The sequence below is a fragment of the Corynebacterium sp. AOP36-E1-14 genome (assembly GCF_052377495.1).
Classification (GTDB): domain Bacteria; phylum Actinomycetota; class Actinomycetes; order Mycobacteriales; family Mycobacteriaceae; genus Corynebacterium.
The window spans coordinates 70,907-87,509 of sequence record NZ_JBQSWV010000007.1; the positions used below are offsets into that span (position 1 = coordinate 70,907).

Annotated in this window: 16 protein-coding genes and 1 tRNA gene; 13 read left to right on the plus strand and 4 right to left on the minus strand. The window is 67.0% G+C overall.

The window, feature by feature from the left end:
- Positions 1 to 1,068: a hypothetical protein gene (locus ACT3TD_RS05075; protein ID WP_301444260.1), complete on the plus strand. Its 1,068-nt coding sequence runs from the start codon at positions 1 to 3 to the stop codon at positions 1,066 to 1,068.
- A gap of 241 nt (positions 1,069 to 1,309) precedes the next feature.
- On the opposite strand, the gene grpE is transcribed toward ACT3TD_RS05075, so the two are convergent.
- Positions 1,310 to 1,972: a nucleotide exchange factor GrpE gene (gene grpE / locus ACT3TD_RS05080; RefSeq protein ID WP_301444224.1), complete on the minus strand. Its 663-nt coding sequence runs from the start codon at positions 1,970 to 1,972 to the stop codon at positions 1,310 to 1,312.
- 2 nt (positions 1,973 to 1,974) lie between these two features.
- On the minus strand, positions 1,975 to 3,837 hold the full coding sequence (dnaK, locus tag ACT3TD_RS05085) for a molecular chaperone DnaK (protein ID WP_444614810.1): 1,863 nt from the start codon (positions 3,835 to 3,837) through the stop codon (positions 1,975 to 1,977).
- A 213-nt stretch (positions 3,838 to 4,050) separates the two neighbouring features.
- Here dnaK and ACT3TD_RS05090 point away from each other — a divergent pair, with 213 nt between their 5' ends.
- The 6 genes from ACT3TD_RS05090 to ACT3TD_RS05115 all read left to right on the plus strand — a co-directional run bounded on the left by ACT3TD_RS05090 (position 4,051) and on the right by ACT3TD_RS05115 (position 10,078).
- Positions 4,051 to 4,977 carry an alpha/beta hydrolase fold domain-containing protein gene (locus ACT3TD_RS05090; protein ID WP_301444203.1) on the plus strand — a complete coding sequence of 309 codons (927 nt, stop codon included), beginning with the start codon at positions 4,051 to 4,053 and terminating at the stop codon, positions 4,975 to 4,977.
- Positions 4,978 to 5,111: 134 nt separating this feature from the next.
- Positions 5,112 to 6,362: a hypothetical protein gene (locus tag ACT3TD_RS05095; protein WP_441579577.1), complete on the plus strand. Its 1,251-nt coding sequence runs from the start codon at positions 5,112 to 5,114 to the stop codon at positions 6,360 to 6,362.
- A gap of 96 nt (positions 6,363 to 6,458) precedes the next feature.
- Positions 6,459 to 7,724: a pyridoxal phosphate-dependent aminotransferase gene (locus tag ACT3TD_RS05100; RefSeq protein WP_301442440.1), complete on the plus strand. Its 1,266-nt coding sequence runs from the start codon at positions 6,459 to 6,461 to the stop codon at positions 7,722 to 7,724.
- Between the two features lie 12 nt (positions 7,725 to 7,736).
- Positions 7,737 to 9,023, plus strand: coding sequence for a sensor histidine kinase (locus tag ACT3TD_RS05105; RefSeq protein ID WP_301442439.1), 1,287 nt, complete (start codon positions 7,737 to 7,739; stop codon positions 9,021 to 9,023).
- A gap of 33 nt (positions 9,024 to 9,056) precedes the next feature.
- Positions 9,057 to 9,299, plus strand: coding sequence for a hypothetical protein (locus ACT3TD_RS05110; RefSeq protein WP_301442438.1), 243 nt, complete (start codon positions 9,057 to 9,059; stop codon positions 9,297 to 9,299).
- Between the two features lie 26 nt (positions 9,300 to 9,325).
- Positions 9,326 to 10,078 (plus strand): response regulator transcription factor, encoded by a 753-nt coding sequence (locus ACT3TD_RS05115; RefSeq protein ID WP_301442437.1) that lies wholly within the window; start codon positions 9,326 to 9,328, stop codon positions 10,076 to 10,078.
- Positions 10,079 to 10,343: 265 nt separating this feature from the next.
- Here ACT3TD_RS05115 and dcd read toward each other — a convergent pair whose 3' ends face one another.
- Complete coding sequence (dcd, locus tag ACT3TD_RS05120) at positions 10,344 to 10,955, minus strand: dCTP deaminase (protein ID WP_301442436.1); 612 nt, start codon at positions 10,953 to 10,955, stop codon at positions 10,344 to 10,346.
- Between the two features lie 114 nt (positions 10,956 to 11,069).
- Here dcd and ACT3TD_RS05125 point away from each other — a divergent pair.
- The 6 genes from ACT3TD_RS05125 (at position 11,070) to ACT3TD_RS05150 (ending at position 15,117) form a co-directional block, all read left to right on the plus strand.
- Positions 11,070 to 11,143: transfer RNA gene (locus tag ACT3TD_RS05125), tRNA-Gly, on the plus strand.
- 205 nt (positions 11,144 to 11,348) lie between these two features.
- Positions 11,349 to 12,788, plus strand: a complete 1,440-nt coding sequence (locus tag ACT3TD_RS05130) for an APC family permease (RefSeq protein WP_301442435.1) — start codon at positions 11,349 to 11,351, stop codon at positions 12,786 to 12,788.
- 623 nt (positions 12,789 to 13,411) lie between these two features.
- On the plus strand, positions 13,412 to 13,693 hold the full coding sequence (locus ACT3TD_RS05135; protein ID WP_301442434.1) for a type II toxin-antitoxin system RelE/ParE family toxin: 282 nt from the start codon (positions 13,412 to 13,414) through the stop codon (positions 13,691 to 13,693).
- Positions 13,668 to 14,006 (plus strand): HigA family addiction module antitoxin, encoded by a 339-nt coding sequence (locus ACT3TD_RS05140; protein WP_301442433.1) that lies wholly within the window; start codon positions 13,668 to 13,670, stop codon positions 14,004 to 14,006. The genes ACT3TD_RS05135 and ACT3TD_RS05140 overlap by 26 nt, the downstream gene beginning before the upstream one ends.
- An 80-nt stretch (positions 14,007 to 14,086) precedes the next feature.
- Positions 14,087 to 14,605: an adenylyl-sulfate kinase gene (locus ACT3TD_RS05145; protein ID WP_441579576.1), complete on the plus strand. Its 519-nt coding sequence runs from the start codon at positions 14,087 to 14,089 to the stop codon at positions 14,603 to 14,605.
- 38 nt (positions 14,606 to 14,643) lie between these two features.
- The gene (locus ACT3TD_RS05150; RefSeq protein ID WP_301442431.1) at positions 14,644 to 15,117 is read left to right on the plus strand and encodes an HIT family protein; all 474 of its coding nucleotides are present in this window, start codon (positions 14,644 to 14,646) and stop codon (positions 15,115 to 15,117) included.
- A gap of 65 nt (positions 15,118 to 15,182) precedes the next feature.
- Here the strand turns inward: ACT3TD_RS05150 and ACT3TD_RS05155 are convergent, their stop codons facing one another.
- Positions 15,183 to 16,589: a GntR family transcriptional regulator gene (locus tag ACT3TD_RS05155; RefSeq protein ID WP_301442430.1), complete on the minus strand. Its 1,407-nt coding sequence runs from the start codon at positions 16,587 to 16,589 to the stop codon at positions 15,183 to 15,185.
- Between the last annotated feature and the right edge of the window lie 14 nt (positions 16,590 to 16,603).

The window sequence follows — 16,603 nt, forward strand, 5'->3', positions numbered from 1 at the left end:
ATGTTCCGCCGCGACCACAGGAGACACGCCCCGCGGAACTCCGGTGCCCACACCGCGCCCACGGCGCCCGACCGGATGTTCCCGCACCTGCCACGGCACCGCGCGGACTTCCTCCGGGACCAGACGATCCGCCTGCTCCACGAGGAAGGCTTCACCACCACCTGGCTGCCCGACGGACGCATCCGCGCCCGCGGCACCACCACCCTGACCGTCAGCCTGCACACCCTCTCCCTGCAGCTCGCCGACGCCGGGGCCCACGCCAACCTCTCCGAACTGCTGGAACTCATCCGCCGGCACGTCCGTGACGTCACCGACCTGGACGACGCGGGTGTGGAAGGTGGATCCGACACGGTCGGCGCGTCCGGCCCGTCCGGCGCCTCAACACTGACGGACGCGGAGTTCCTGCGCCGTCTGCGCGTCCGGCTCGCCCCACGCGACATCCTCGACGCGTTGGACGGCCCCGTCGACGACGCCTCCCGCGACTTCGCCGGCGACCTGTGCACCTCCCTCGTCCTCGACGGCCCCGACGCCGTGACCGTGCTCGACGACCCCGCCCTCGCCACCCACGGCACCGCCACCAGCACCGAGCTCGCCGACCTCCACCATGTGGCGCGCCGCAACACCTGGCAGGAACTCGCCGACGCCCGCGTCACCGTCACCCCGCTGCACGCACCCGTCCAGGACCGTGGCACCACCGCGCACCTCTGGACCGTGGAGTCCGACTCCTTCTTCCTCGCCAGCGCCCCACTGTTCCTCGACGAACTGCTGCCGAGCTGGGTGCCGGGGCTCGACGCCACCGACGGGGTGATCTTCGCCGTGCCGCACCGTCACCTGATGCTGGTACGCGGTGTCGACAGTGGCCAGGACCTGCTCGACGGCATCACCGCGATGTCCACCGTGGCCCTCGAACGCCACGGGTCGAACCCGGGCCCGCTGAGCCCCCGGCTGCACCTGCACCACGACGGTGCCACCGCCGCGTTCACCACCGTCACCACCGACCGACGCGGCCGTCGGACCGTGGGCATCCATCCGGACGCCCACCTCACCGCCCTCATCACCGGCAGGTAGGGGCCGTGCCGGGTCCCTGATGCTCCTGGGCCCCTCATGTCATCTGACTCATGCCCCAGGTAGGAAAACGGCCGAGAATCAGCCTGGGGCATGGCTCAGGTGACATCGGCCGGTACAGGCACAGCACGACGCGCGGCCCCGGGGCACCTTCATGTGGTGAAGGTGTCCCGGGGCCGCGCGTCGTGTCGATGAGGGGTGGGGCACGAGGCCCCTACGAGGCCCCTACGAGGCCCCGACCGGTCTACCGGTCCGCGATGACCACCATGGCGCTGCGCAGAACGCGGTCGCCGAGCCGGTAGCCCTTGCGCAGGACGGTACCGACCACGGTGTCGTCGCCGCTGGAGGTGTCCTGCACGGCCTCGTGCATCGACGGGTCGAACTCGTCGCCCTCGTTGCCGAAGGTCTCGACCTTCAGGCCGCCGAGCACGGAGTCCAACTTGTCAGCGACGGCCTTCAGCGGGCCGGTGAGGTCGCCGTGCTGCTCGGCGAGGTCCAGGTCGTCCCGGATCGGGAGCAGCGAAGACGCCACGTCCGCCTTCGCGGCCTCACCGATACCCACCCGGTCACGCTCGGTACGGCGACGGTAGTTCGCGTACTCGGCGTTGACGCGCTGCAGGTCGGCGGTGCGCTCGGCGAGCTGGGCCTCGGCGTCGGAGAGTTCCCCGGAGCCGTCGAGGTCGGCGTCGGCGGTGTCGGCGACACCGTCCTCGACATCACCGGCGAGAGCCTCGGTCGCCTCCTCGGCGGCCTCCTCCGCGTCCACCGTCTCGGCGTCGACGGTCACACCGTCGGCGTCCATGGATTCAGCGTCGATCACGGCATCCTCCTCAGGGGTCGTCTCGGCCATCTCCGGCGCCGTGTACTCCTCGTCGGTCGCGGCGGGGTCGCCGGGGTTGTCGGGCATGGTCACTTGGCATCATCCCCGGACTTGCCGTCGGTCTCGTCGTCGACGACCTCGGCGTCCACGACGTCGTCCTCGGCCTGAGCACCCTCGGCACCCTCGGCGCCTTCGGCGTTGGCGGCCTCGGCCTCGTAGATGGCCTTGCCCATCTCCTGGCTCTCGGCGGACAGCTTCTCGACGGCGTCCTTGATCGCCTCGATGTCGTCACCCTTGAGTGCCTCGTCGACGGCGGTCGCGGCTTCCTCGACCTTGGTCTTGGTCTCCTCGGAGACCTTGTCCTCGCTGTCGGAGAGGAACTTGCGGGTCTGGTAGGCCATCGACTCTGCCGAGTTGCGGACCTCCTGCTCCTCGCGGCGCTTCTTGTCCTCGTCGGCGTGGGCCTCGGCGTCCTTCACCATCTGGTCGATCTCCTCCTGGCTGAGGCCGGAGCCGTCCTGGATGGTGATGGAGGTTTCCTTGCCGGTGCCCTTGTCCTTGGCGGTGACGTGGACGATGCCGTTGGCGTCGATGTCGAAGGTGACCTCGATCTGCGGCACGCCGCGCGGGGCGGGTGCGATGCCGCCGAGCTCGAAGGAGCCGAGCAGCTTGTTCTGCTGGGCCATCTCGCGCTCACCCTGGAAGACCTGGATCTGCACGGAGGGCTGGGAGTCCTCTGCGGTGGTGAAGGTCTCCGACCGCTTGGTCGGGATGGTGGTGTTGCGCTCGATGAGCTTGGTCATCACGCCACCCTTGGTCTCGATACCGAGGGACAGCGGGGTGACGTCGAGCAGCAGCACGTCCTTGACCTCACCGCGCAGGACGCCGGCCTGCAGGGCGGCGCCGACGGCGACGACCTCGTCCGGGTTGACGCCCTTGTTGGGCTCCTTGCCGCCGGTGAGCTCCTTGACGAGCTCGGAGACGGCGGGCATGCGGGTCGAGCCACCGACGAGCACGACGTGGTCGATGTCGGCGAGCTTGAAGTCCGCGTCGCGCAGCACGGCCTCGAAGGGCTTCTTGGTGCGGTCCAGGAGGTCCTGGGTGATGCGCTGGAACTCGGTGCGGGTCAGGGTCTCGTCGAGGAACAGGGGGTTCTTGTCCTGGTCGACGGTGATGTAGGGAAGGTTGATGCTGGCCTGCTGGGAGCTGGACAGCTCGATCTTCGCCTTCTCGGCGGCCTCACGCAGACGCTGCAGGGCCATCTTGTCCTTGGACAGGTCGACGCCGTTGGCGGTCTTGAACTTCTCGACCAGCCAGTCGACGACGCGCTGGTCCCAGTCGTCGCCACCGAGCGAGTTGTCGCCGGAGGTGGCGCGCACCTCGACGACACCGTCGCCGATCTCCAGCAGGGAGACGTCGAAGGTACCGCCACCGAGGTCGAAGACCAGGATGGTCTGCTCGGCGTCGCCCTTCTCCAGGCCGTAGGCCAGGGCGGCCGCGGTGGGCTCGTTGACGATGCGCAGGACGTTCATGCCGGCGATCTGGCCGGCGTCCTTGGTGGCCTGACGCTGTGCGTCGTTGAAGTAGGCGGGCACGGTGATGACGGCGTCGGTGACGTCCTCACCGAGGTAGGCCTCGGCGTCCCTCTTGAGCTTCTGGAGGGTACGCGCGGAGATCTCCTGCGCGGTGTACTTCTTGCCGTCGATCTCGCTGGTGGTCCAGCTGTCGTCGCCGATGTGCCGCTTCACGGAGCGGATGGTGCGGTCGACGTTGGTGACCGCCTGGTTCTTCGCGGACTGCCCGACGAGCACCTCACCGTTCTTGGCGAAGGCGACGATCGACGGGGTGGTCCGGGAGCCCTCGGAGTTGGCGATGACCGTGGCCTCGCCGCCCTCGAGCACGCTGACGACCGAGTTCGTGGTTCCCAGGTCGATTCCAACTGCACGTCCCATGGTGACTTCCTCCTGCTGTTCTTGAGCTTGTTAAGTGAGCCGCGCTCAAGTCTGCACCTGACATTCCGAGGTGTCAACCTGAGTTGAGTGCTTGCGACTCAATGTCTGACATCCTGTACAACTCGCCGCACCGCAAAGTTGTTCCCGATCCGCTCAACTTTTTTCCACGGGCCTGTTTTGGGGCCCACCCCCGCTGCCCTAGGATCGACCCCCATGAGCCTGCAGATGCGCCTCCTCGCCGCCGCCCCCGGACTGCCCGGCCTCTCCGGTCTGGCCGGGGGCACGTCCTGGCGCTCGCCGGCGAAGGTCCGCGAACTCATGTCCACCCCGCGGACCTCCACCCCGGTCCCCCACGAGCTCTACCAGGTCAACCATGTCGTCCTGGACACGCTGACCACCGACGACGGGGACTTCGACACCTACTCCCTGGTGCCCGCGACCGACGCCCCGCGAGACACCCCGCTGGACATCTGCGTGTACGTGCACGGCGGCGGCTACGTGAACGGCCTGAGCGCCCGGCACTGGTCACTGGTCAGCGAGATCGCCGGCGCCGGGATGAAGGTCGTCGTCCCGGACTACGGGCTCGCCCCGGAGTTCGACGCCACCGCCGCCGCACGTCTGCTCGACGTGGTCGTGGACCGGGCCCTCGCCGAGGCCGGGACCTCGTGCCTGCGCGTCACCCTCGCTGCGGACTCCGCCGGCGCCGGACTCGCCCTGGGCTGGCTGATCGACCGGCAGGACCGGTCCGGGACCGCCGGCAGGATCGACCGGATCGCACTGATCAGCCCCTGGCTGGACGCCACCTGCCACAGCCCCGGCACCGACGACCTCGTCGACACCGACCCGTTGCTGCACCCGGACGCGCTACGCGTCGCCGGGGAGGCGTGGGGACGCCACGTGGGCGTCGACGACCCGCTGGTCAGCCCGCTCGCGGCGTCCGACGCCCAGCTGGGGACGCTACCCCCGGTCCGCGTGTGGAGCGGCACCCGTGACGTCCTGCACGCGGACGCGGTGCTGCTGGCGCAGCGCACCGGCTGCGAGGCCACCGTCGTGGACGGTGCACTGCACAACTACCCGCTGCTGCCCGTCCCCGAAGGCCGGGCGGGACGCGCCGAGATCCTGTCCTGGCTGGCCCCGTGAGCGGTGCCGGCGACACGTCCGACGCCGCCGTGGGTTAGTGAGACGGTCGACGGGGGCTAGAATGGACGCGACCGTTCCCCGCGCCGGTGCCACTCGGCACGTCGCAGAACCGTGTGACGAGACGAAGAGACCAGATGAGCAACCCCTCAGACCCCCACCGCCACCATGGTGACGACCTCCCGCGCGACACTGACGCGTTCGAGGACACCGAGTTCACCATGGGCGGCGATGCCGCCGGTTCCGGGAGTTCCGACGGCACCGACGGTTTCGCCGCCGAGATCGACGACTCCGGCGCGCGCGACGACTCCGACGAGAACACCGAGGTCATCGACGCCGAATCCGCCGAGGTGACCGACGACACCGGGGACGCCGGGGAGGCCGAGGCGCCCCTGGGGTCCACCAACGACCCCGAGGTCACCGGCATCATCCCCGTCGTGGACGACGAGCAGATCTCCGGCCACGAACTCAAGCACGCCCCGGGCGGGGACGCCGGCCCGAATGCCGGCCCAAGCACGGACGCGGGCTCCGACGAGGATTCCGCGACCAGCGTCCTCCCCCTGGCCGGTGTCGCCGGTGCGGCGGGAGCGGCTGGCGCCGCAGGGTCGGCAGGCGCGGCCAGCGCGTCGACCGGAACGTCGGGCGAAGCGTCAGCCGACGCCCCGACCACGTCCAGCGCAGCGTCCACCGGGACCGGAGAGTCGGCCGCGTCCGGCAGCGCCGCCGCGGCGTCCGGCACGGGGACCGGCAGCAGCAGTGGCGGCAGTGGTAGTGGCGACGGGACGTCCACGAAGAACTCCTCGCGCCCCTGGTACGGGCGCTTCCCCACCTGGGGGTGGATCCTCGTGATCGGCGGGGTGCTGTCCGTCGGCGGGGCGGCGACCGCCGTCGCCATGATGAACTCCGGCAGCGACCAGGAGCGCCAGTCGCCCTACAGCAGCGTGGAACCGAACTACCCCACCCGCGAGGCCTGGGACCCCAGCAGCCCGATCCCCACCGCGCAGCCGAACAGTGGCTCCGACTCCGGTTCCACCTACTACGAACCCGAGTACGACGAGCCCGACGAGTACTACTCCCCCTCCCCGGAGGAGTCCGAGGATTCCGCGCCGGCGTCACCGTCGTCGCAGGCACCGTCCTCCCCCTCTGAAAACTCCGGTGGCGGCAACAGCGGCAACAGCGGCAACAACGGGAACGGGAACGGGAACAACTCGGGGAACGGCAACAACTCCGGAAACAACTCCGGAAACGGGACCGGTACCGGGAACAACGGCGGCGGTACCGGCAATGGCACCGGTGGCGGCACCGACACCGGTGACGGCACCGACAACGGCGAGTCCGGCGGTGCCGGAACCGGCGGCGGGGAGTCAGGGGAGGACAGCCCCCAGTAGCGAGCCACCGGTTCCGCCGACCTTTTCGGCCGGATCGGTGCCCCAGTTCCGGTAGTCGGCTGTCACGGCGACAGGTGGACTGGCACAATTACTGGAATGAGCACTGAAGAGAACAACGCGCAGGGGCTCGGCGGATCCGGTCAACTCCGTCCGCTCGACCAGTCGACGAAGCTCCAGAACGTCCTGTACGAGATCCGTGGCCCGGTGAACTCCGAGGCCGAGCGGATGGAGGCCGACGGGCACCGGATCCTCAAGCTCAACACCGGTAACCCGGCAGCCTTCGGCTTCGACGCCCCGGACACGATCGTCCAGGACATGATCGCCGCCCTGCCGTTCGCCCAGGGCTACTCCCAGTCCAAGGGCATCCCCTCGGCACGTCGCGCCGTGGTCTCGCGCTACGAGGTCGTGCCCGGGTTCCCCAGCTTCGACATCGACGACGTCTTCATCGGCAACGGTGTCTCCGAGCTGATCACGATGACCACCCAGGCGCTGCTCAACGACGGCGACGAGGTGCTCATCCCCGCACCGGACTACCCCCTGTGGACTGCGGCGACGACCCTGTCCGGCGGCAAGCCCGTGCACTACCTCTGCGACGAGGAGGACGACTGGGCCCCCTCGATCGAGGACATCGAGTCGAAGATCACCGAGCGCACGAAGGCGATCGTGATCATCAACCCGAACAACCCCACCGGCGCGGTGTACAGCCGCGAGGTGGTGCAGAAGATCGTGAACATCGCCCGCGAGCACTCCCTGCTGCTGCTCTCCGACGAGATCTACGACAAGATCCTCTACGACGACGCCGTGCACGTGAACACCGCGTCGCTGGCCCCCGACCTGCTGTGCATCACCTTCAACGGCCTGTCGAAGGCCTACCGTGTCGCCGGCTACCGTGCCGGCTGGGCGGTGATCACCGGACCGAAGGAACACGCGAAGGGCTTCATCGAGGGGCTCACGCTGCTGGCGTCGACCCGTCTGTGCGCCAACGTGCCCGCCCAGTACGGCATCCAGGTCGCCCTGTCCGGACGCCAGTCCATCGACGACCTGGTGCTCCCCGGCGGCCGCCTGCTGGAGCAGCGCAACACCGCCTACACGAAGCTCAACGAGATCCCGGGCATCAGCGTGGTCAAGCCGATGGGTGCGCTGTACGCGTTCCCGAAGATCGACCCCGAGGTCCACGAGATCCACGACGACGAGCAGTTCATGTTCGACCTGCTGCGCTCGGAGAAGATCCAGATGGTGCAGGGCACGGGCATGAACTGGCCATCTCCGGACCACTTCCGGGTGGTCACCCTGCCGTGGAAGCAGGACCTCGCCGAGGCGATCGAGCGCCTGGGCAACTTCCTGTCCTCGTACCGGCAGTAGGACGCACCGAACGTGAACTCTCCAACCCGGGCGCCTCACCGCCCCAACCGGCTGCTCCGCATGCTGCGGGCCAGCCGGATCACCCGGCTCGGTGTGGTCGAGACCGTGCTCGCCGCATCGCTCATGGGTTTCGAGCTGATGGAGGCCCCCAGCCCCGCCTCGGCAGGAACGACGGGCTACGCGGTAGTCACCTTGGCGCTCATCGCCTGCGCCGCAAAGTTCCCGGTGGCAGTCTCGACGTTGTCCCTGCTGATGGTCCTGTCGTCCTTTCTGGTAGCTGATCTCCTTCCGCTGTACTCGGTCTTCTTCACGATGCTGATCGTGGAGATCGTCGCCGCCAGTGGCCAGATTTTGCTTGCGGTCTGCCTCACTTTCGCCCATTGGGTCCTCGCCGCGATCGATCCGGTGGCCCAGGCACTCATGACTGACATAGTCTCGCTCACGGTCGGTGGCATCATGCTCACCGCCGCTCTCCTGCTCGGATACACCCGCGACCGGCACCAACGTCAGCAGAAGAACATGCGGGCTTCGCTCGCCGAACAGGAGCGTGAACAGCGCCTCGAGCTGGCCCGCGAGCTGCACGATTCGGTGGCCACCTCGCTGACCAGCGTGGTGATGCAGGCCCAGGCGCTCACCCTGCTGCCCCCCGGCGAGGAGCACAACCATCGGCAGAGTCTGGAGAATATCTCCGAGTCTTCACGCGAAGCGTTGTCGAATCTCCGCACCATGCTGCAGTTGCTCAACGAGAAGCCGAACAGAGTGTCCTTCCGCACCCGCACCGCCAGTCCTCCCCTGGATGTCGCCGTCGGAAGGATCGAGCAGGAACTCGAGGCTCACTCGCTGCAACTCCGCGCGAGACTTCAACTGCCACCAGGCATAGCTGCGGTACTGAACGACCCTGCACCGGCGGAGTCAACCAAGGCCGATGCCGCCGCGTGGACAGACCGCGACACCGTCATCAAGGTCCTCACGGAGATGACGTCCAACGCGGCGAAGCACTCCTCTCCTCGCGCGACCATCCACCTGGAGTGCCGGGTCGATGGCGACGTGTTCGAAGTCAGTATGACGAACCCGACGCGACGCCCCACCCCGCCGGACGAATTGACGTCCGGGGGTATGGGGCTGGGTTCCATGCGAGCCCGAGCGACAAAGGCCGGGGGTACGTTGACCGCCCGACTTCACGGCGGGCGCACCGGTGATAGCACTGTTGAAGCCCCCGAGCTACCCGGAGCGGGGGGAGGGGAAACGTACTTCTGGCGTACAACCCTCAGACTGCCTATAGTTGTTACCAAATCTTGATAAACACCCCTCACCTCGATCCAAGGAGCACCTATGTCCCACTCGACACCACTGGGCCGCAAGCTCGTCCTGGCAGCCACCAGCGCGATCCTCACAGGCGGGTTGCTTTCCGGCGTGGCATCCGCAGACACCGCACTCCCCGAAGCTTCCACCACCTCGTCGTCAGCCGTATCCTCGGGCCTTTCCGGGTCGTGGACCGTTGACGCCAAGCGCGCCGCCTTCGACATCTTCAACTGCAAGTACCACCCGTACCACCCGTGGTGCCGCGGACGCTGAGACATATCACCAGCAATCTGTCTGACATGCACTCAAGCCCTGTCCGCCTACTGATCGTGGACGACGACCCACTCGTCCTCTCGTCGCTGCGCCTCTACTTCGGCTCGCCTGCGGGCGAGCAGATCGAGGTCGTCGGCGAGGCGTCCACAAGCCAAGGCGCACTCGAGATCCTCGACGCCTGCACCCCGGAGACCCCTGTCGACGTCGTCCTCGCCGACATCCACATGCCCGGTATGGACGGCGTGGAACTCCTGGGAAGAATCCAGGAGCTACCGGACCCCCCGGTCTTCGTGGCGATGACCGCTCTGGACGAGGAGGAGACGATGCTCTCCGTCCTCGCCCAGGGCGGGCGGGGTTACATTCTGAAGAGTTCACGTCCCGAGTTCATCATCGATACGGTGCTCGCCACCGTCGGCGGCGGAACTGTGGTCAGTCCACAGCCGGCGTCGAACCTGGTTCGGCACCTGTCCCAGGACTCCCCGGACAACTCGGCTCTGCAGGGCGCCAACCACGCGCCACCTGCAGCCGAGCCGCCCCGGTATCCGGGTGCCCCGACGCTCCCGCACCTGCCCGCCTCGGAGGAGCGCGTGCTGGCCCTGCTGTGCGTCGGCATGTCCAACGCGGAGATCAGCAGGAAGACCGGCCGGTCGTCCAGCATGGTGAAGAAGCAGGTCTCGCAGCTGCTGGGCCGGTTCGGGGCGTCGTCCCGCGTGCAGCTCGCCGTGCTGGCGACCGAGGCCGGATTCCGTCCGGACGACGTCCTACAGACACGGCAGTGAGCCCCCAGCGACACCGCACCGCGTTGCCATGATCCTTTAATGCTGGGTTCGTAGATTGAATATCAGCGCCTCCGGAGGTCGCTGAGACACCACAGTCACGGTGGTCACCGGAACCTACGCAGTGAAACGTCATCATCGCATAGACACGTCCCGGCGAAAGGACCCGTATACGGTAGCTGAGCATTCTCCTCTTGAAACGTCAGCACCTCGCCCCCGGCAGCAGCAATGCTCCCGGGGGCGAGGTGTGTGCGGAGAAGCTCTGGGGCTACTTCCGGAAGTTCAGGTACGCCTTCGACGGGGTGGGGCCGCGCTGCCCCTGGTACTTCGAGCCCAGGGGGCCGGAGCCGTAGGGAGCCTCCGCGGGGCTCGAGAGGTTGAACAGCGCCAGCTGCCCGATCTTCATGCCGGGATACAGGGCGATCGGCAGGTTCGCCGTGTTCGACAACTCCAGGGTGATGTGGCCGTTGAAGCCCGGGTCGACGAACCCGGCCGTCGAGTGGGTGAGCAGGCCGAGGCGCCCCAGGGACGACTTCCCCTCGAGCCGGGCCGCCAGGTTGTCCGGCACGGTGACGAACTCCAGCGTGGAGCCGAGGACGAACTCGCCGGGGTGCAGGATGAACGCCTCAGACTCCACTCCGCCGTCGTTGACGGGCACACCGTCCTCCCCCGTGCCGTCACCGACCTCGACGAGGGTGGTGAGGTCCTCCTGCGGGAGGCGCGGGTCGATGTGGGTGTACCGGGAGTTGTTGAACACCCGGAAGTAGCGGTCGAGACGTACGTCGATGCTCGACGGCTGGATCAGGGACGGGTCGAACGGGTCCAGGGCGAGGTCACCTGAACCGAGGGCTGCGCGGATGTCTCGGTCGGAAAGAAGCACGTCACTTACCCTAGCCGACCAGCAGGCACCCCGTTGTGCCACCCCGCCGCTGGGCTGTGTTAAAGTCGTCCGCAGTGCATGAGACAGCCCACCGTGCTGACCTCAGGCGCGATCGCCGATGTAGTTCAATGGTAGAACATCAGCTTCCCAAGCTGAATACGCGGGTTCGATTCCCGTCATCGGCTCCACTGAACAAACCCCCTCCGAGCAGCACCGGAGGGGGTTTCGTCGTAGTAGTAGGCCAGGACGCGGCATGCGCTGCAGCATCAGCTGCTGCTGAATGCCTACCCCGCACTCGCCTCCTGCCGTTGGCCCCGCGGAATTCGCCACCAAAGGTTAGGCAGGACTACAGTTCCCTCCATTAATAATGGTCACAATCAAGAAAAGGTGTACATGGAACCGACGACGACCTCCACTGACCGACATTTCAAGAGGTCGCTGGGCAACCTGGGGATCTTCTGCCTCGGCTTCGGATCCATGATCGGATTCGGTTGGATCGTGCTCACCGGCGGGTGGATCGAGGACGCCGGCGCAGGCGGCGCCATCATCGCCTTCCTCATCGGCGGCGGGATCATGGTCCTCGTCGGACTCGTGTACGCAGAGCTCGCGTCCGCCATGCCCTTCGCAGGTGGGGAGCACAACTACCTGATGCGCGGTATGGGTCCCCGGCTTGCACTGCTGGGCTCGTGGGGGATCATCGGCGGGTACGTCACCGTCTCGATGTTCCAGTCCGTGGCCGTCCCCCGCGCGGCGACGTACCTCTTCCCCGACCTCGCCCAGGTTCCGATGTACTCCATCGGCGGCGAACCCGTGTACCTCACCTGGGCACTGATCGGCACTGCGACCGCCGTCGTCCTCACCTGGATGAACATCCGCGGGATGAAGGGGTCGAGCCTCTTCCAGACGTCCATCATCCTCTTCCTCGTCATCGTCGGCCTGGTCCTGCTGGTCTCCTCGATCTTCAACGGCAAGGTCGAGAACGTGGAACCCTTCTTCAACAACGGGACGTCAGGAATGGTCGCGGTGCTCGTCGTCGTCCCGTTCCTCTTCGTCGGCTTCGACGTCATCCCGCAGTCGGCCGAGGAGTCCAACGTCCCGCCACGTCAGCTGGGAAAACTGATCGTCATTTCCGTGGTGGCGGCGACCCTGTTCTACATCATCATCGTCTCGACCACTTCCCTCGCCGCCCCGACCTCTGCCATCGAGTCCTTCGACCTGGCAACGGGAGACGCCCTGACCTACATGCTGGGCAATGACCTGTGGGGCAAGCTCGTCATCGCCGGCGGACTCGCCGGAGTGATCACCACGTGGAACGCCTTCATGGTGGGCGCGTCCCGACTGCTCTGGGCGATGTCCAGGTCAGGGATGATCCCCGCCTGGTTCGGCCGGATGAACGAGAACACCGGCACCCCGGTCAACGCCCTGCTCTTCCTGGGCACCGTCACCGGACTGGCGGCCTTCTTCGGCCTGGCGATGCTCGACTGGGCCGTCGACGCCGGTGGCCCCAGCATCGTCATCACGTACCTGATGGTCGCCGTCGTCTTCCTGATCCTGCGCAAGCGCGAGCCTTCGATGGAGCGCCCCTTCATGGTCGGACGACGTCCCGTCACCGGGAAGGTCGTCGGAGTCCTCGCCGTCCTCGCCACGGCGGCGATGCTGGCCCTCTACCTTCCCGGACTCCCCGCGTTCCTGAGCCTCGGCCCGTGGATCCTCTTCGGGCTGTGGTGGGTGTTCGGCATCTTCTTCGCCCTGCGCCTACCCTCGGGCATCGCCGGCGGCGAGGACTCCGAGGAGAAGCTGCTCGAGGCTCTCGCCGCGAAGCGCGGTAGCTGACCTACCTGTCATCCGAACCATGCCCCAGGTCAGCAAATGGAAAAAGTGAACGCCTGTGAGGCATCTGCGGGTACGTTGGGCGTGCTGTGACGATCGCGCGCGACCGCAGCGTTGGCGCTGGAGAACCCGGAACCGGGAAACAGTGACAGCCCAGCTGGAAGCCGAGCCCCCACGTGTCGGATACCCGAGCTGAATACGCGGGTTCGATCCCCGCGGTCGGATTCACTAAAAAAATACCCCTCCGAGCAACGACGGAGGGGTTCTACCGTCCACACATGCAGGGACCACACGTGATGGCCCCTACCCATTCGCGCGCTTTGTTGCCACAGCAGGCGGCGCGCCATCGAGACGGAGGGCAACAACCGTGCCCGACCCGTACTCGACCCGTGGCCGTCCGCAACGGTAGGGCGACTCTGAACGAGTAAGGGACGCTGTTGGCCGCAGCACTGGCGAAACTCCAGGGCCCGCGTATCCTCTTCACGATCAGCGCCCTCACCCCCGGTGAAGAATCTTCCCGGAATCCGACTCGCACCCCTGAGCACGGCCGTCAAGACAATAGAGTCACATCATGATCATACAGTCAATATGTGATCCTAGTTTCACACTGTGATACCATACGTTGCGTGGACTTCCGGAGAAACAGCCTGCAGCGCTTCCACACCACCGGTGCCGCGCCCAAGTACATCCCCCCGGAGCTCCGAGCAGCCGTCCGCCGAAAACTGGTGATGATCGCGCGTGCCACCAACATCAACGATTTGCGTGTCCCGCCAGCCAATCATCTCGAACGCCTCAGTGGCAGCCTGACCGGCTACCACTCCATCCGCGTCAATGCACAGTGGCGCATCATATTCATCTGGACAGACAAAGGAGCTGTTGACGTTGACTTCACCGACTACCACCGCTGACCGCGCCGATGACGCGGCAGTCGTGCCCGTTCCCCACCCCGGCGAGATCCTGCGGATCGAATTCCTGGAACCGTTGGGCGTCACCCAGTACCGCCTGGCCAAGGACATCCACACCACCGGTTCGCAGATTTCCAAGCTGGTGCGCGGAACCATCGGGGTCAGTGCCGACATGGCCCTCCGCCTGTCCGCCTACTTCGGCAACTCCGCCGAATTCTGGCTTGGACTGCAGGTGGAATACGACCTGTGGCAGGCCAGCCAATGCACCGACACCAGCAGCATCTCCGCCCTGGACACCTCCGCCCGACCCGCCTGACCCCCGCCGACGCCTCGGCATCCACACCAGTGGATGCCTGCACGGCCGGCTGCCGTCCCCCACCGTGAAACGATGTAGACATGAACCGACCAGAGATCCTCTTCATCGGCGGACGCTCGGGCGTGGGGAAGTCCACCGTGGCCTTCGCGCTCCATGACCTGCTGGCTTCGAAGGACGTCACACATGCCGTCATCGAAGGTGATGCTCTCGATCTGGCCCACCCCTCCCCGTGGAGGCAGCGGATGGCGGAGCGAAATCTCGCTGCCGTGTGGTCGAACTACCGCGACGACGGCTACCACCGGCTGATCTACACCAACACCGTCTCGGTCCTGGAAGTGGACGAACTTGCCGCAGCCGTGGGTGGCGATCCGGACGTAACCTCGGTGCTGCTGCAGGCGACCGACGCGACCGCCAAGTATCGCCTGGAACGCCGTGAACACGGGGACAGTCTCCGGGAGCACATCGAGCGAAGCACAAAGGCCGCGTCGTTCCTCGAGAAGAAGGCGGCGCCGTCAGTACACCGCATCCCGACCGGCGGACGGACGCCTGAGGAAATCGCTCTGGTGCTCGCCGACTTGGCCGGCTGGGAGGCCCCATAACAAAGACTCCCCAGCATCGACCGGCTACTGTGCTCAACATGGACTGGAGAAATGACCGAATAGGGTCCGCACGCCGCGGCGAAAACCCCACTGTCCTCGGCGAACTCAATTCGGGCTTCGCTGTCATCGGAGACCCCCAGTTCCTCCCGGGCTACAGTCTCTTGCTCAGCAAGAACTCCGAGGTTACGGCCCTCTCTGAGCTCCCCAGGAGGGAACGTCTTGACTTCCTTGCTGACGTGGACCTGCTCGCCACTGCAGTCGAGCGTGCGTGCCGTAGCGTTGATCCGGGCTTCCGTCGGGTCAACATTGAGGTACTCGGGAACATGGACGACTATGTCCACGCCCACATCTTCCCGAGGTATCAATGGGAACCGGACGACCTGCCCTACCGCCCCGTGTGGCACTATGACCCCGCCAACTGGAGCGACCCCACCACTGCACTGTCCTCCGCCCACGATGCCCTGCGACAATGCATCACCGACGAGATTACTGACCTTCAGGCAGCCGAGTAAGCATAGTCCCCTTTCCCGGGACGCCGGCCGGTTACCTCGCGGTCCTGCAGTCGGGCCCAGTGCACCTACGCCTCCCCGACCAGCCGCTCCCACAGGGCCGGGTCGAAGGTCGTCGGGGAGACACGCACCATGTGGCGGACGGCGTCGTCGAGCTTCGCGCGCCACACCCGCACCGCGCCGTCCGCCTTGCCCGCCAACAGGGCGTTGAGGATGTAACGGTCGTCGCCCACGATGCGCTGCACCGCGGGGGCGTAGTCCAGCTGCAGCACGGAGATGAACATGCGCAGCCGCAACGTCAACGCGTGAAACACCCGCGACGACTGCGGCAGGCCGCTGGCGTCCGCCAACGTCTGCTGGAAGTGCAGGTCAGCCTGGTCCACGTCCGCGGCCGTCCCGTGCTCCACCGCAGCCTCCACCGCCCGCAACGCCAACTGCGGTGCCAGCATCTGCTTGCGCGAGCGTCCCGAGCACCCCCGCAGGATCACCGCCCCCACCTGCAGCCGCGCCGCGTAAAGGTCGATGATGTCGCTGCCCGTCACCAACGGCAGGGCGAACGTGCCACCCGTGGCCGTGAGCAGACCGTCGTCGACCAGACGGCGCATCGCCGAGCGCACCGCCGACACCGGGATCTCCATGTGGTTCGCCAGCCTGGTGCTGGTCACACGGTCGCCCGGGCGGAAGCCGGCGTTCATGATCTCCTTGCGCAACGCGATGGCGATCTGCTCGGTCACCGAGATCTCGTTCTGCAGGCGCCTCGGCGTCGCCCCTGACTGGGCGTTGGACGGGGGTGGATACTCCGCCAGGGATAGGTGGTCCGAGTCAAAACCCCCATCATTTCTGGTTCTACGGCTCTCCGCCCCACCCACCTCAGGGCGTTCCCACTGCAACCCGTGCAACCCGTGGCCCACCGCGACGGACACCTGTGCGAGCAGGTCGCCGGGGACGGCGTCGACGGTCGGCACGCAGGCGTCGAGCACCGCCGACAGCTGCCCCAGGAAGCCGTCCCAGCTCTGCCCGCCGGGCTCCCACATCACCCGGACGACCCCCGGCGGCGGCCCGTCGTCCCCGCCGTCGAAGGACGCCTGACTCTGCGGCCAACCGGACACGCCGGCCACCCGCAACGCCGCCATCACCGCCGTGGCCCGCCGGTCGGCAGTCTGTCTCTCACCGCTGCGAACAGTCACCTCATCTGGGTGTTCGCCGTCCTGTGCACTGTCCCGCGCCTCGAAGTGCAGGACGACCCGCGGGTACTCCACGCGGAAACCCGTCATCCACAGCTCCCCCTGGGTGGGCAACGTGAGAGCGTCCGGGTCGTCCGCCCCCGCCCGGATCCGACGCATCGCCCGACTCACCACCGGCTGGCTCAGACCCGTCATCAACGCGATCCGTCGCGTGGAGTAGTCACGCCCACCCACACGCGGCCCGGCCGTCGCCAGAACTCCGGCGACGATCTCGTCGGCGACCTCCTGCACCCGGGGGCGCCCCC

Excerpts from the sequence above, each read along its gene's own strand:
- ACT3TD_RS05145 (WP_441579576.1), top strand. The coding sequence starts at position 14,087 with ATGAACCGACCAGAGATCCTCTTCATCGGCGGACGCTCGGGCGTGGGG.
- ACT3TD_RS05110 (WP_301442438.1), top strand. The coding sequence starts at position 9,057 with ATGTCCCACTCGACACCACTGGGCCGCAAGCTCGTCCTGGCAGCCACC.
- ACT3TD_RS05150 (WP_301442431.1), top strand. The coding sequence starts at position 14,644 with ATGGACTGGAGAAATGACCGAATAGGGTCCGCACGCCGCGGCGAAAAC.
- ACT3TD_RS05090 (WP_301444203.1), top strand. The coding sequence starts at position 4,051 with ATGAGCCTGCAGATGCGCCTCCTCGCCGCCGCCCCCGGACTGCCCGGC.
- ACT3TD_RS05130 (WP_301442435.1), top strand. The coding sequence starts at position 11,349 with ATGGAACCGACGACGACCTCCACTGACCGACATTTCAAGAGGTCGCTG.
- ACT3TD_RS05100 (WP_301442440.1), top strand. The coding sequence starts at position 6,459 with ATGAGCACTGAAGAGAACAACGCGCAGGGGCTCGGCGGATCCGGTCAA.
- ACT3TD_RS05115 (WP_301442437.1), top strand. The coding sequence starts at position 9,326 with ATGCACTCAAGCCCTGTCCGCCTACTGATCGTGGACGACGACCCACTC.
- ACT3TD_RS05075 (WP_301444260.1), top strand. The coding sequence starts at position 1 with ATGTTCCGCCGCGACCACAGGAGACACGCCCCGCGGAACTCCGGTGCC.
- ACT3TD_RS05095 (WP_441579577.1), top strand. The coding sequence starts at position 5,112 with ATGAGCAACCCCTCAGACCCCCACCGCCACCATGGTGACGACCTCCCG.
- dnaK (WP_444614810.1), bottom strand. The coding sequence starts at position 3,837 with ATGGGACGTGCAGTTGGAATCGACCTGGGAACCACGAACTCGGTCGTC.
- grpE (WP_301444224.1), bottom strand. The coding sequence starts at position 1,972 with ATGCCCGACAACCCCGGCGACCCCGCCGCGACCGACGAGGAGTACACG.